Here is a 12,961-nt window from a genome sequence, read left to right on the forward strand (position 1 = left end):
GGGGGTGGGACGCGCCCGTCTAGGCTCCCAGCCATGCCCCTCGCCGACCTCGTCCTGCCCTGCCGCGACGAGGCGCCCGCCCTCGAGGCGCTGCTGCCCCGCGTGCCGTCCGAGTTCGCGGTCGTCGTCGTCGACAACGGCTCGCGCGACGCGACCGCCGAGGTCGCCGCGCGGCTGGGGGCCACGGTGGTGCACGAGAGTGTGCCGGGCTACGGCGCCGCGGTCCACGCCGGCCTGCTCGCCGCCACCCACGACTACGTCGCGTTCATGGACGGCGACGGCAGCTTCGACCCCGACGAGCTGCTGGTGCTGCTCGACGACGTGGTCTCCGGTCGGGCCGACGTCGCGGTGGGGCGGCGCCGACCGGTCACCCGGGGGGTGTGGCCCTGGCACGCGCGGATGGGCAACGCTCTGATCGTCGCCTGGCTGAGACGGAGGATCACGATGGACGCGCACGACATCGCCCCCATGCGGGTCGCCCGCCGGCAGGCGCTGCTCGACCTCGGCGTCGAGGACCGTCGCTTCGGCTACCCCGTCGAGCTGCTGCAGAAGCTCACGCTGGCCGGCTGGCGCGTCAGCGAGCACGACGTCGCCTACCACCCCCGCGCCGAGGGCACCCGCTCGAAGGTCTCCGGCTCGGTCAAGGGGACCCTGCGCACCGCCCGCGACTTCTGGCGGGTGCTCTCGTGACCGGCGGGGCGCCGCTGCGGGTCCTGGTCGTCGCCAAGGCCCCGGTCGCGGGTCGCGTCAAGACCCGCCTCGGTGCCGACGTGGGCGACGACGTGGCCGCCGAGGTCGCCGCCGCCTGCCTGCTCGACACCCTCGAGGCGGCCAGCGCCGCCGTCGGCGCCGAGCACTGCCACCTCAGCCTCGCCGGCGACCTAACGGGGGCCGTGCGCGGCGAGGAGATCCTCGCCGCCACCCGCGGATGGCGCACCACCGCCCAGGTCGGCGACGGCTTCGACGAGCGCCTCGCCCACGCGCACGCCGCGGTGGCCGCCAGCGGACCCGGCCCGGTGGTCCAGGTGGGCATGGACACCCCCCAGGTCACCGCCGGGCTGCTGCTAGACGCTGCCGCACCGCTCGCCACGCACGACGCCGTGCTCGGGCCCGCCGACGACGGCGGCTGGTGGGTGCTCGCCCTGCGCGACCCGGCCGCCGCCAGCGTGCTGGCCGGCGTCGAGATGTCCACCCCGACGACGTACGACGACACGCGGGCGGCGCTGGAGGGCGCCGGGCTGTCCGTGGGCGGCACCCGGGTGCTGCGCGACGTCGACACGGTCGACGACGCCGAGGCCGTGCTGGGCGAGATCGCCCCCGGCAGCCGGTTCGCCGGCGCGTGGCGGGGGCTGGTGGCGCCGTGAGCGTGCGCGACGAGCCCTTCACCAGCGTCTTCGCGATGGCGCTGCAGGGCACGCCCTGCCGGGTGGTGGGCCTCGACGGCGGGCCCTCCGACCTGCCGATGGGCGAGTGGACCCGGGAGGCCGACGCCGACGACCTGGCCCTCCTCGCCCTGTGCCAGGGCCCCACCCTCGACATCGGCTGCGGGCCCGGTCGGATGGCCGCGGCCCTGGCGCGCCTGGGCCACGCCGTGCTCGGCATCGACGTGGTGCCCGAGGCCGTCGAGCAGACCAGGCGTCGCGGGGCGCTGGCCATGCTGCGCGACCTCTACGACGACCTCCCCGGCGAGGGGCGGTGGCACACGGCCCTGCTGGCCGACGGCAACGTCGGCATCGGTGGCGACCCGGTGGCGCTGCTGCGCCGGGCGGGCGCGCTGCTCGGCCCCGGTGGCCGCGTCGTGGTCGAGGTGGCGGCGCCCGGGGTGGCGCTGAGCACCCGGTGGGTCAGCCTCGAGACCGGCGAGGCGCGCAGCCGACCGTTCCTGTGGTCGGTGCTCGGCGTCGACGACGTCCACGACGTCGCCGCGCAGGCAGGCCTGCGGGTCGAGTCGTGCCGGTCGGTCGGCAGCGGGCGGCGCTGGGCCGCGGTGCTGCAGGCCGACCGATGACCCCGCCGCGGCTGCCGAGCCCGGCGGCACTGCCCGACGAGACGTCGTTCTCCTCGCGGCTGCGCAGCGCAGCGGTCTCGGCGCGGGTGGGCACCGTGCTCGGCGTCTGCTTCGCCGTGGCCTTCCTCACCGGCCTGGTCAGCCACTACGCGCAGAACCCGTCCCAGCCGGTGCCCTTCCCGACCAGCCCGGCCTGGGGCTACCGCCTCACCCAGGGCCTGCACGTCATCAGCGGCACCGCCGCGGTGCCGCTGCTGCTGGTCAAGCTCTGGACCGTCTACCCGCTCCTGCTGGCCCGGCCCTCGCTGCGGCTGCGGCGCCTGGTCGTCGAGCTCGCCGAGCGCCTGTCCATCCTGCTGCTCGTGGGGGCCGCGCTCTTCCTGCTCGTCACCGGGCTGCAGAACGTCAGCCACTGGTACCCCTGGGCCTTCTCCTTCCGCTCCACCCACTACGCGATGGCCTGGATCGCCATCGGGGCCCTGGTGCTGCACGTCGCGGTGAAGCTGCCGGTCATCCGGCACGCGCTGGGCCACGACGTCGACGACACCACCCACGACCGCAGCGAGCACGGCGACCACGAGGGCCGGTTGAGCCGCCGCGGGCTGCTGCGTGCGACCTGGGTGGCCACCGGGGCGGTGGTCCTGGCCACGGCGGGCTCGACCGTGCCGTGGCTGCGCCGGGTCTCGGTCCTGGCCGTCCGCTCGGGCGAGGGCCCGCAGGGCGTGCCCGTCAACAAGACCGCGGAGGACGCGGGCGTCACCGACCTGGCGCGCGACCCCGGCTACCGCCTCGAGGTCGTCAACGGCGCGCGCAGCGTGTCGCTGACCCGCGAGGACCTGCTGGCCCTGCCGCAGCGCAGCGAGGAGCTGCCGATCGCGTGCGTCGAGGGCTGGAGCGCCTCGGGCACCTGGAGCGGGGTGCGCCTGCGCGACCTGCTCGACCTGGTCGAGGCGCCCCCGGGCTCCGAGGTCGTGCTCCGCTCGCTGCAGGAGTCCGGGCCCTTCCGGGTGACGCTGCTGCCGGCCAACTTCGCCGACGACGACCGCACCCTGGTCGCGCTGGGGCTGGCGGGGGAGGAGCTCGACATCGACCACGGCTACCCGGCCCGGCTGATCGCCCCCAACCGTCCCGGGGTGCTCCAGACCAAGTGGCTGGGCACGATCGAGGTGCGCACGTGAGCGGGGTGCGCGCGGTGGGCCCGGGGCGCCTGGTGCTCGGTGCCCTCGGTGCTGCCGTGACGGCGTACGGCGCCTGGCTGCTGTGGTCGCGCCGCGAACCGGCCGACGTGCTCGACGCGGCCGTGTGGGCCGGCGGCGCGGTGCTGGTGCACGACGTGCTGCTGGCGGCGGTGCTCGTGGTGGCAGGCTTCGTGCTGGCCCGCCTGGTGCCGCGCGTCGCGCGGGGGCCGGTGGCGGCCGGGGGCGTGGTGCTGGGCAGCCTGACGCTGGTGGCGGTGCCGGTGCTGGGCGGGTTCGGGCGGCGCACCGACCCGACCAACGAGACCCTGCTCGACCGCGACTACGTCGCCGGCTGGCTGGTGCTCGCGGGGCTGGTGGTGCTCGTGGTGCTGCTGGTGGTGGCGGCCCGCGTGCTGGTGACCCGGCGCACGCGACGCGGCGGCGACACGCCGACCTGACGTCCCACCTCGAACAGGTGTTCGGCATACTGTGGTCGTACAGGTGGCGTGTGGGACACCGTTCTCCACAGGCCCGGGTCGACAGGTCCGGGCTTGTCGGTGGGCCCCTCTAGCGTCGGCCACGACGACAGACAACTGGAACGACCGCGGTGCCGCAGGCGCCGCCCACGGACGGAGACATCATGGCTGGTGCAGACCGCGACAAGGCGCTCGACGCCGCACTGCTCAACATCGAGAAGCAGTTCGGCAAGGGGTCGGTGATGCGCCTCGGTGACGAGACGCGCGCCCCCCTCGAGGTGATCCCGACGGGCTCGATCGCCCTCGACGTGGCCCTGGGCCTCGGTGGCCTGCCGCGCGGGCGCGTGGTGGAGATCTACGGCCCGGAGTCCTCGGGCAAGACGACGGTCGCCCTGCACGCGGTGGCCAACGCCCAGCGTGCCGGCGGCATCGTGGCCTTCATCGACGCCGAGCACGCCCTCGACCCCGAGTACGCCAAGAACCTCGGTGTCGACACCGACGCCCTGCTGGTCTCCCAGCCCGACTCCGGTGAGCAGGCGCTCGAGATCGCCGACATGCTGATCCGCTCGGGCGCGCTCGACCTGATCGTCATCGACTCGGTCGCGGCGCTGGTGCCCCGCGCCGAGATCGAGGGCGAGATGGGCGACAGCCACGTCGGCCTCCAGGCCCGCCTGATGAGCCAGGCGCTGCGCAAGATGACCGGTGCCCTCAACAACTCCGGCACCACCGCGATCTTCATCAACCAGCTGCGCGAGAAGATCGGCGTGATGTTCGGCTCGCCCGAGACCACCACCGGTGGTCGCGCGCTGAAGTTCTACTCCTCGGTGCGCCTCGACGTGCGCCGCATCGAGACGCTCAAGGACGGCCAGGACATGGTCGGCAACCGCACCCGCTGCAAGGTCGTCAAGAACAAGGTCGCGCCGCCCTTCAAGCAGGCCGAGTTCGACATCATGTACGGCAAGGGCATCAGCCGCGAGGGCGGCCTGATCGACGTCGGCGTCGAGGCGGGCCTCGTGCGCAAGGCCGGTGCCTGGTACACCTACGACGGCGACCAGCTGGGCCAGGGCAAGGAGAACGCGCGGACCTTCCTGCGCGACAACCCCGACCTGGCCAACGAGCTGGAGAAGAAGATCCTCGAGAAGCTGGGCGTCGGCCCGCAGGTCGACGCCGAGGCGCCCGCCGAGGCCGACCCGGTGGGCGTCGACGACTTCTGAGCCGGAGGCACGACGACGTGGGTGACCTGCGCGAGGACCGTCCGCCGCCCGACTGGGCGGGGGACGTGTCCCTCGGCGTGGACGCCTGGACCCAGCGCGAGGAGCCGGCGGGCCCACCACCGGCGGTGCCGGCCGACCCGGCCGCCGACGGCCCGGAGGCCGACCCCGAGTCGGTCGCGCGCACCATCCTGCTCGACCAGCTGACCGGGCGGGCGCGCAGCCGCAAGGAGCTGGCCGACAAGCTGGCCGCCAAGCTGGTGCCCGAGGAGATCGCGACCCGGCTGCTCGACCGCTTCGAGGAGGTCGGGCTCGTCGACGACGAGGCCTTCGCCCGGGCCTGGGTCGCCGCGCGCGGGCCGGGGGAGCACGCGACGGGTCGGCGGCTGGCGCCGCGGGCCCTGGCCCAGGAGCTGCGCCGCAAGGGTGTCGACGACGCCCTGGTCAAGGAGGTGCTCGAGGACGTCGACCCCGACGACGAGGAGCAGTCGGCGCGGGTCCTGGTGCGCAAGAAGCTGCGCTCGGTGGCCCGGGTCGACGACACCACCGCGACCCGACGCCTGGTGGGGATGCTGGCCCGCAAGGGCTACGGCTCCTCGCTGGCCTTCTGCGTGGTGCGCGAGGAGCTCGCCGGGCGCGAGCGCCCCGACGAGCAGCAGCCGGACCAGCCGGAGGAGTGAGACGGCAGGTGGCAGGATGCCCCGCGTGATCGCCGAGCACCTGCGCCTGTCCCCGGGCCCCGTCGACCTGACCGCGCTGCCCACCGACGCCACCCCCGGCTTCGACGGCGGCAAGTCCGAGGGCAAGGAGGCGCTCGAGGAGCTGGGCTCCGAGCTCAGCGACCTGCAGGAGCGCCTCTACGCCGAGGGCCGCAGCGGCGGCACCCGCAGCGTGCTGCTGGTGCTGCAGGGCATGGACACCTCGGGCAAGGGCGGGGTGGTGCGCCACACCGTGGCGCTCGTGGACCCCCAGGGCATCGAGGTCACCGCCTTCGGCCCGCCGACCGAGGAGGAGCTGGCCCACGACTTCCTGTGGCGGGTGCGACGGGCGCTGCCGGCCCCGGGCCGCATCGGCGTCTTCGACCGCTCCCACTACGAGGACGTGCTGGTGGCCAAGGTGCGCGGGCTCGTGGAGGCCGACGAGGTCGAGCGGCGCTACGACGCCATCAACGAGCTCGAGGCCGAGCTGCTCGCCCAGGGCACCCCGGTGCTCAAGTGCTTCCTGCACATCTCGCCCGACGAGCAGCGCGAGCGCCTGCTCAAGCGTCTCGACCGGCCCGACAAGCACTGGAAGTTCGACCCGGTCGACATCGACGACCGCCAGCTCTGGCCGCAGTACCGCGCCGCCTACGAGACGGCGCTGGAGCGCACCAACACCGAGGTCGCGCCCTGGTACGTCGTCCCGGCCGACAAGAAGTGGTACCGCAACCTCGCCGTCGGGCTGCTGCTGCGCGACACGCTGGTGCACCTGGGCCCGACCTGGCCCGACGCCGACGTCGACGTCGAGGCCCAGCGCCGGCGGCTGCTCGACGAGGAGCCGGTGAGGTGAGCGGGCTGTCGCGGGTGGCGGTCTCGCGCTACGTCACGCCCCTGCGGGAGGGCGGCAGCCTGCCGGGCATCGTGGAGGCCGAGGACCTGGGCACCTACGTGTGCAAGTTCCGCGGGGCCGGTCAGGGCCTGCGGGTGCTGGTCGCCGAGGTGGTCGTCGCCGAGCTCGCCCGCCGGGTCGGGCTGCGCACCCCGCGACTCGTGGTGCTCGACCTCGACGAGGAGCTGGCCCGCTACGAGGCCGACGAGGAGGTCCAGGACCTGCTGCGGGCCAGCGTCGGGGCCAACCTGGGTGTCGACTTCCTGCCCGGCTCGTTCGGCTTCGACGGCACCCTGCCCTCGGGGTCCGGGCCCGACGAGGCCGCCCGCGTGCTGTGGCTCGACGCCTTCACCGCCAACGTCGACCGGTCCTGGCGCAACCCCAACCTGCTGGTCTGGCACGACGACCTGTGGGTCATCGACCACGGCGCGTCCCTCTACTTCCACCACGGCTGGCCCGGCGGCAGCCTCGAGCGCGCCGGTGCCGCCGAGCGCTTCGCCCAGCAGCCCTGGAACGTCGACGACCACGTGCTGCACGAGCACCTCGACCGTCTCGCCGCGGTCGACGAGGCGGTGCGCGCCGAGCTCGGCGCCGACGACCTGCCCGAGGTGCTCGCGCAGGTGCCCGACGAGTGGCTCGAGCCGGTGCCGGGCGCGCGGACGCCGGCCGAGGTGCGCGCGGCGTACGTCGAGCTGCTCACCGCCCGGCTCGCGACGCGTGCCTGGCTGCCGACCGCGGTGGGGGGCGCCCGATGAGCCCGACCGGCCCCGTCGCCTACCAGTACGTCACGCTGCGCTGCGTGCCGCGCGTGGACCGCGAGGAGTTCCTCAACGTCGGCGTCGTCGTCTACGCCCAGGCCCACGACTACCTCGACGCGGCCTGGCACGTCGACCGCGAGCGCCTGGCCGCGCTCGACCCCGGTCTCGACCTCGACCGGGTGTGCGAGGCGCTCGAGACCGTGCGCGGGGTCTGCGCCGGTGACGCCGCGGCGGGCGCGGCGGCCGGCCACCCGCTGAGCCAGCGCTTCGGGTTCCTCAAGGCGCCCCGCAGCACCGTGCTCCAGCCGGGGCCGGTGCACGGTGGCCTGACCCGCGACCCGGCCCGCCAGCTGGAGCACCTGCTGGAGCGGCTGGTCCGCTGAGCTGCGCCCCGCCGCGAGGCACGGGTCAGCGGTGAGCCGGCCACCGTTCGGTCGTCGAGAACGGTTGCCGGCTCACCGCCGGCGCTCAGACCGGGACGAGCTCGACCGCGCCCACGGCGTAGCGCGCCAGCACCGTGCGGGCGATCTCGGGGTGGGCGCCCAGCGGCTCGGAGACCGCGATCGCGCCCGCCTCGAGCGACAGCTCGGCGGCGCGGTCGGGCAGGAAGCCGGGGGCCAGGAAGAGCGAGGCGACGGCGATGTGGCGTCGGCCCTGGGCGCGGAAGGCACGCACTGCCTCGCCGGCGGCCGGCGGGGCGGCCGAGGCGAACGCCGCGGTCACCGGCAGCTTGTGGTGCGCGCCCCACAGCCGGGCCATCCGGGCGACGCTCTGGTTGGCCAGCGCGTCGCTGGAGCCCGCGGCCGCCAGCACCAGGGCGTCGAGCTCGCGCACCCGGGAGCGCTTGAGCGCCTCGCGCATCCGCACGTCGAGGACCTCGAGGAAGGAGCTCTCCAGGCCCAGCACCTTGGTGGCGCGGATCCGCAGGTGCGGGTGCCGCGCGGTCGCGGCCTCGATGACGGCCGGCACGTCGACCGTGGCGTGGTGGGCCTCGGTGAGCAGCAGCGGGACGACCACGATCTCGTCGTGGCCGGCGCGCACCAGCTTGTCGACGACGGTCTGGAAGGAGGGCTTGGCCAGCTCGAGGAAGGCCTTCTCGATGCGCAGGTCGGGGCGCGAGGCCCGGACCTCGTCGACGAGGGCGCCGATCGTCGCGGCGGAGCGGGGGTCGCGGCTGCCGTGGGCCAGGGCCACCAGGGCGGGAGCGGTCATGCGAGGGACCTCCTCGGGTCGGTCGTGCGGTGCTGGAGCGCGGGGTGGCGGGGGGTCATACGTGGATCCCGCACTCGGTCTTGGTGGTGCCGGCCCACCGGCCGCTGCGGGCGTCGTCGCCGGGGGCGACGCGCCGCGTGCAGGGCCAGCAGCCGATCGAGGGGTAGCCGTCGTGGACCAGCGGGTTGACCAGCACGCCGTTCTCGGCGATGTAGGTCTCGACCTGCTCGTCGGACCAGCGGGCGATGGGGGAGACCTTGACCTTCTGCTTGCGCGCGTCCCAGCCGATGACCGGGGCGATCACGCGGTCGTGGGTCTCGGCGCGGCGCAGCCCCGTGGCCCAGGCGTCGTACGACGCGAGCGTGCGGCGCAGCGGCTCGACCTTGCGCATCGCGCAGCAGCGGTCGGGGTCGGTGCGGAAGAGGTCGGCGCCGTGCTCGGCGTCCTGCTCGGCGACGCTGAGCTCGGGGTGCACGGTGCGCACGGTGACGTCGAGGGTGGCCTCGACGGCGTCGCGGGTGCCGATGGTCTCGACGAAGTGGTAGCCGGTGTCGAGGAAGACCACGTCGATGCCGGGCACGACCTTGGAGGCGAGGTGCGCCAGCACCGCGTCCCCCATCGAGGAGGTGATCGCGAAGCGGTCGCCGAAGGTGGCCGCGGCCCACTCGATGATCGTCTCGGCCGGGGCCAGCTCGAGCTCGGCCCCCCAGTGCGACACGATCTCGCGCAGCTGCTCGGGGCTGCGGCCCTCGGTGCTGGTGGCGCGGTTGGCCCGCGCGGCACGGGTGGCGGCGGTGCTCACGAGGGGCCGCCGTCGACGAGCGACTCCGGGCGCAGCTGGCCGATCATCTTGAGCGAGAAGGCGCGCAGGCAGGAGCGGCAGGCCCACTGCCCGTGCGGGGAGCTCACGGTGCCGTCGGCGTCGACCACCTCGTGCGGGCGCAGGTCGTCGTCGCCGCAGTAGGGGCACTGGTAGGGCACCGCGCGCTCGCTCATGCGGGCACCTCGGGGGCGTCCCCGCGCAGCCTGGCCTCGTCGGCGCGCGCCACCCAGTCGGCGAACGGCTCGGTGGGGCCGGTGCGGTCGAGGAGGTAGTGCGAGACGACGTTGACGACGTAGTCGCCGAGCCCGGCGCTGGTGACCTTGTGGGCGCGCAGCTTGCGCCCGAAGTTGGCGCCCAGCCCGGTGGCGCCGCCCAGGTGCACCTGGAAGCCCTCCACCTGGGCGCCCTCGTGGGTGACCAGCTGGCCCTTGAGCCCGATGTCGGCGACCTGGGTGCGCGCGCAGGCGTTGGGGCAGCCGTTGACGTTGATGCTGATCGGCACGTCGAGGTCGGGCAGGCGCTGCTCGAGCTCAGCGACCAGGTCGCGGGCGCGGTTCTTGGTGTCGACGATGGCCAGCTTGCAGAACTCGATGCCGGTGCAGGCCATCGTGTTCTGGCGCCAGCCCGACGGGCGCGCCGAGAGCCCGATGGCGTCGAGCCGGGCCACGAGGTCCTCGATCCGGGCCGGGTCGGCGCCCAGCAGCACGATCTTCTGGTAGGCCGTGAGACGGGCGCCGGCGAGCCCGAACTCCTCGATGACGTCGGCGAGCTCGACCAGCGTGGTGCCGGAGATGCGGCCCACGACCGGGGCCACGCCGACGTACTTGAGCCCGTCGACCTGGTCGTGCACGCCGATGTGGTCGCGGTGGGCCCGCGGGGTCTGCGGCGACTCGCAGTCGACGAGGCGGCGGTGCAGGTACTCGTTCTCGAGGACCTCGCGGAACTTCTCGACGCCCCAGTCGGAGACCAGGAACTTCAGCCGGGCCCGCGAGCGCAGCCGGCGGTAGCCGTAGTCGCGGAAGACCGCGGCGACGCCGGCCCACGCGTCGGCGACCTCGTCGAGCGGGATCCACACGCCCAGCTTCTGGGCCAGCATCGGGTTGGTCGACAGGCCGCCGCCGACCCACAGGTCGAAGCCGGGGCCGTGCTCGGGGTGCACGGTCCCGACGAAGGAGATGTCGTTGGTCTCGGGGGAGACGTCGTGCGAGGGGTGCCCGGTCAGGGCGGTCTTGAACTTGCGCGGCAGGTTCGCGTACTCGGGGTCGCCGATGTAGCGGCGGTTGATCTCGGCCAGGGCCGAGGTGCCGTCGATGATCTCGTCGGCGGCCACGCCGGCCAGCGGCGAGCCGAGGAAGGGACGGGGCGAGTCGCCGCAGGCCTCCAGCGTGCTGAGCCCGGCGGCCTCGAGCCGCTCCCAGATCTGCGGCACGTCCTCGATGCGGATCCAGTGGTACTGGATGTTCTGGCGGTCGGTGACGTCGGCGGTGTCGCGGGCGAAGTCGACGCCCACGCTGCCCAGCGCCCGCACGGCCTCGGCGCCCAGCAGGGTGCCGTCGGTGCGCACCCGCATCATGAAGAAGCGGGCGTCGAGCTCCTCCTCGGACAACGTCGCGGTCTTGCCGCCGTCGAACCCGGGGGCGCGCTGGGTGTAGAGGCCCATCCAGCGGAACCGGCCGCGCAGGTCGGCGGGGTCGATCGAGTCGAAGCCGCGGCGCGAGTAGGTGTGCAGGATGCGGGCCCGCACGTTGAGCGGGTTGTCGTCCTTCTTGGCCTGCTCGTTCTTGTTGAGCGGCTCGCGGTAGCCCAGGGCCCACTGGCCCTCGCCGCGCTTGGGCCGCGGGCGAGCAGGAGAGGCCGGGGGAGTGAGGAGCTCGGTCATCAGGTTGTCCTTCGGGAGCGGGGTGCGCGGCCGACGTGGGGGCTGCGCGGGAGTGGGGCGGCTCAGGAAGGTCGACACATGGCGCTGCGGGTGCGCCCGAGGTCCACGTGGCGGCGGACCACCAGGTAGATGTGGGTCTCGGCGAGGCTCATGGCAGACAGTCTCAACTTCTGGACCCTGGTCTCACAAGACGAAATCTCATGCAGTGAGATGGCGATCCCGACATCTGGACTCCACGCCCGGCGGTTGCGCTCAACGGGCGCCCGACTGCGGCGCAGGTCACACTGCCGGGACCGCCGTACGCCGCCGGGCCGCGAGCCCGCGCCCCGCGCGCTGCGTAGGCTGTGGGCCATGACCGACGACCTGTCCCGCCTGTCCAGCAGCGCCTACTCCCAGGCACTCGAGGTCATCGCCTCGGTGGAGCCGCGGATCGCCGAGGCGACCCGCGCCGAGCTCGCCGACCAGCGTGCCTCGCTCAAGCTCATCGCCAGCGAGAACTACGCCTCGCCGGCCGTGCTGATGACGATGGGCACCTGGTTCAGCGACAAGTACGCCGAGGGCACCGTCGGCCACCGGTTCTACGCCGGCTGCCAGAACGTCGACACCGTCGAGTCGATCGCCGCCGAGCACGCCCGGGAGCTCTTCGGTGCCGAGTACGCCTACGTGCAGCCGCACTCGGGCATCGACGCCAACCTGGTCGCCTTCTGGTCGATCCTGGCGCACCGCGTCGAGGGCCCGTGGCTGGAGAAGGCCCAGGCCAAGAATGTCAACGAGCTCACCGACGCCGACTGGGAGGAGCTGCGCCGCGAGCTGGGCAACCAGCGCCTGCTCGGCATGAGCCTCGACGCCGGGGGCCACCTGACGCACGGCTTCCGCCCCAACATCAGCGGCAAGATGTTCCACCAGCAGCAGTACGGCACCGACCCCGGGACCGGGCTGCTCGACTACGACAAGGTCGCGGCCAAGGCGCGCGAGTTCAAGCCCCTGGTGCTGGTGGCCGGCTACTCCGCCTACCCCCGCCGGGTCGACTTCGCGAAGATGCGCGAGATCGCCGACGAGGTCGGCGCGACGCTGATGGTCGACATGGCCCACTTCGCCGGCCTGGTGGCCGGCAAGGTGTTCACCGGCGACGAGGACCCCGTCCCGCACGCCCACATCGTCACCTCGACCACCCACAAGTCGCTGCGCGGCCCGCGCGGCGGCATCGTGCTGGCCACCGAGGAGTACGCCCCCAGCGTCGACCGCGGCTGCCCGATGGTGCTCGGCGGCCCGCTCTCGCACGTGATGGCCGCCAAGGCCGTCGCCTTCGCCGAGGCCCGCCAGGACTCCTTCCGGGGCTACGCCCAGCAGGTCGCCGACAACGCCAAGTCGCTGGCCGAGGGGTTCCTGACCCGCGGCACCGACCTGGTCACCGGCGGCACCGACAACCACCTGGTGCTGGTCGACGTCAGCAAGTACGGCCTCACCGGCCGCCAGGCCGAGTCGGCGCTGCTCGAGGCCGGCGTGGTCACCAACCGCAACTCGGTGCCCGCCGACCCCAACGGCGCCTGGTACACCTCGGGCATCCGCCTGGGCACCCCGGCGCTGACCACCCGCGGCTTCGGCCACGACGAGTTCGACGCCGTCGCCGACCTGATCGTCGAGGTGCTCTCGAACACCCAGCCCGGCACCACCAAGGCCGGCGGGCAGTCCAAGGCGTCGTACGTGCTCGCCGACGGTGTCGCAGACAAGGTCAAGGCACGCTCGGCCGAGATGCTCGACAAGCACCCGCTCTACCCGGGCCTCGAGCTGAGCTGACCCGAGCTGACCCGGGCTGACCCGGGCTGACC

General features: G+C 73.9%; 15 protein-coding genes. 11 read left to right on the forward strand and 4 right to left on the reverse strand.

The annotated features are described in order from the left end of the window. Nucleotides 1-33: 33 nt before the first annotated feature. The 10 genes from H0S66_RS16320 (at nucleotide 34) to H0S66_RS16365 (ending at nucleotide 7,601) form a co-directional block, all read left to right on the forward strand. Entirely contained in the window at nucleotides 34-690 is a 657-nt protein-coding gene (locus H0S66_RS16320; RefSeq protein WP_179616312.1) for a glycosyltransferase family 2 protein, read from the forward strand. After that, nucleotides 687-1,364 (forward strand): TIGR04282 family arsenosugar biosynthesis glycosyltransferase, encoded by a 678-nt coding sequence (locus H0S66_RS16325; RefSeq protein ID WP_218876353.1) that lies wholly within the window; start codon nucleotides 687-689, stop codon nucleotides 1,362-1,364. The genes H0S66_RS16320 and H0S66_RS16325 overlap by 4 nt, the downstream gene beginning before the upstream one ends. Continuing rightward, complete coding sequence (locus H0S66_RS16330; RefSeq protein WP_258016955.1) at nucleotides 1,361-2,008, forward strand: class I SAM-dependent methyltransferase; 648 nt, start codon at nucleotides 1,361-1,363, stop codon at nucleotides 2,006-2,008. Before H0S66_RS16325 ends, H0S66_RS16330 begins: the two co-directional genes overlap by 4 nt. After that, nucleotides 2,005-3,186, forward strand: a complete 1,182-nt coding sequence (locus H0S66_RS16335) for a molybdopterin-dependent oxidoreductase (RefSeq protein WP_179616313.1) — start codon at nucleotides 2,005-2,007, stop codon at nucleotides 3,184-3,186. The genes H0S66_RS16330 and H0S66_RS16335 overlap by 4 nt, the downstream gene beginning before the upstream one ends. Beyond that, the gene (locus H0S66_RS16340; protein WP_179616314.1) at nucleotides 3,183-3,644 is read left to right on the forward strand and encodes a hypothetical protein; all 462 of its coding nucleotides are present in this window, start codon (nucleotides 3,183-3,185) and stop codon (nucleotides 3,642-3,644) included. The genes H0S66_RS16335 and H0S66_RS16340 overlap by 4 nt, the downstream gene beginning before the upstream one ends. A 182-nt stretch (nucleotides 3,645-3,826) precedes the next feature. Then, nucleotides 3,827-4,876: a recombinase RecA gene (recA, locus tag H0S66_RS16345; RefSeq protein WP_179616315.1), complete on the forward strand. Its 1,050-nt coding sequence runs from the start codon at nucleotides 3,827-3,829 to the stop codon at nucleotides 4,874-4,876. Nucleotides 4,877-4,893: 17 nt separating this feature from the next. After that, nucleotides 4,894-5,553 (forward strand): regulatory protein RecX, encoded by a 660-nt coding sequence (locus H0S66_RS16350; protein ID WP_179616316.1) that lies wholly within the window; start codon nucleotides 4,894-4,896, stop codon nucleotides 5,551-5,553. A gap of 16 nt (nucleotides 5,554-5,569) precedes the next feature. Continuing rightward, complete coding sequence (locus H0S66_RS16355) at nucleotides 5,570-6,421, forward strand: polyphosphate kinase 2 family protein (RefSeq protein WP_179616317.1); 852 nt, start codon at nucleotides 5,570-5,572, stop codon at nucleotides 6,419-6,421. After that, on the forward strand, nucleotides 6,418-7,215 hold the full coding sequence (locus H0S66_RS16360) for a HipA family kinase (RefSeq protein WP_258016956.1): 798 nt from the start codon (nucleotides 6,418-6,420) through the stop codon (nucleotides 7,213-7,215). The genes H0S66_RS16355 and H0S66_RS16360 overlap by 4 nt, the downstream gene beginning before the upstream one ends. Then, the gene (locus H0S66_RS16365) at nucleotides 7,212-7,601 is read left to right on the forward strand and encodes a DUF3037 domain-containing protein (protein WP_179616318.1); all 390 of its coding nucleotides are present in this window, start codon (nucleotides 7,212-7,214) and stop codon (nucleotides 7,599-7,601) included. The genes H0S66_RS16360 and H0S66_RS16365 overlap by 4 nt, the downstream gene beginning before the upstream one ends. Nucleotides 7,602-7,686: 85 nt before the next feature. Here H0S66_RS16365 and H0S66_RS16370 read toward each other — a convergent pair whose 3' ends face one another. The 4 genes from H0S66_RS16370 to H0S66_RS16385 are packed head-to-tail and all read right to left on the reverse strand — an operon-like array spanning nucleotide 7,687 to nucleotide 11,132. Then, nucleotides 7,687-8,430: a sirohydrochlorin chelatase gene (locus H0S66_RS16370; protein WP_179616319.1), complete on the reverse strand. Its 744-nt coding sequence runs from the start codon at nucleotides 8,428-8,430 to the stop codon at nucleotides 7,687-7,689. Between the two features lie 55 nt (nucleotides 8,431-8,485). Next, nucleotides 8,486-9,232 carry a phosphoadenylyl-sulfate reductase gene (locus H0S66_RS16375; RefSeq protein ID WP_179616320.1) on the reverse strand — a complete coding sequence of 249 codons (747 nt, stop codon included), beginning with the start codon at nucleotides 9,230-9,232 and terminating at the stop codon, nucleotides 8,486-8,488. Next, entirely contained in the window at nucleotides 9,229-9,426 is a 198-nt protein-coding gene (locus tag H0S66_RS16380; protein ID WP_179616321.1) for a hypothetical protein, read from the reverse strand. Before H0S66_RS16380 ends, H0S66_RS16375 begins: the two co-directional genes overlap by 4 nt. Beyond that, the gene (locus H0S66_RS16385; protein ID WP_179616322.1) at nucleotides 9,423-11,132 is read right to left on the reverse strand and encodes a nitrite/sulfite reductase; all 1,710 of its coding nucleotides are present in this window, start codon (nucleotides 11,130-11,132) and stop codon (nucleotides 9,423-9,425) included. The genes H0S66_RS16380 and H0S66_RS16385 overlap by 4 nt, the downstream gene beginning before the upstream one ends. 351 nt (nucleotides 11,133-11,483) lie before the next feature. Here H0S66_RS16385 and H0S66_RS16390 point away from each other — a divergent pair, with 351 nt between their 5' ends. After that, nucleotides 11,484-12,929 (forward strand): glycine hydroxymethyltransferase, encoded by a 1,446-nt coding sequence (locus H0S66_RS16390; RefSeq protein ID WP_179616323.1) that lies wholly within the window; start codon nucleotides 11,484-11,486, stop codon nucleotides 12,927-12,929. Nucleotides 12,930-12,961 lie beyond the last annotated feature (32 nt).

Origin of the sequence: Nocardioides marinisabuli, from assembly GCF_013466785.1 — a bacterium.
GTDB lineage: Bacteria > Actinomycetota > Actinomycetes > Propionibacteriales > Nocardioidaceae > Nocardioides > Nocardioides marinisabuli.

What these genes read in the sequence shown, in the direction of transcription:
- H0S66_RS16380 (WP_179616321.1), bottom strand. Translation starts at nt 9,426, where the DNA reads ATGAGCGAGCGCGCGGTGCCCTACCAGTGCCCCTACTGCGGCGACGAC.
- H0S66_RS16355 (WP_179616317.1), top strand. Translation starts at nt 5,570, where the DNA reads ATGCCCCGCGTGATCGCCGAGCACCTGCGCCTGTCCCCGGGCCCCGTC.
- H0S66_RS16385 (WP_179616322.1), bottom strand. Translation starts at nt 11,132, where the DNA reads ATGACCGAGCTCCTCACTCCCCCGGCCTCTCCTGCTCGCCCGCGGCCC.
- H0S66_RS16320 (WP_179616312.1), top strand. Translation starts at nt 34, where the DNA reads ATGCCCCTCGCCGACCTCGTCCTGCCCTGCCGCGACGAGGCGCCCGCC.
- H0S66_RS16335 (WP_179616313.1), top strand. Translation starts at nt 2,005, where the DNA reads ATGACCCCGCCGCGGCTGCCGAGCCCGGCGGCACTGCCCGACGAGACG.
- H0S66_RS16390 (WP_179616323.1), top strand. Translation starts at nt 11,484, where the DNA reads ATGACCGACGACCTGTCCCGCCTGTCCAGCAGCGCCTACTCCCAGGCA.
- recA (WP_179616315.1), top strand. Translation starts at nt 3,827, where the DNA reads ATGGCTGGTGCAGACCGCGACAAGGCGCTCGACGCCGCACTGCTCAAC.
- H0S66_RS16365 (WP_179616318.1), top strand. Translation starts at nt 7,212, where the DNA reads ATGAGCCCGACCGGCCCCGTCGCCTACCAGTACGTCACGCTGCGCTGC.
- H0S66_RS16370 (WP_179616319.1), bottom strand. Translation starts at nt 8,430, where the DNA reads ATGACCGCTCCCGCCCTGGTGGCCCTGGCCCACGGCAGCCGCGACCCC.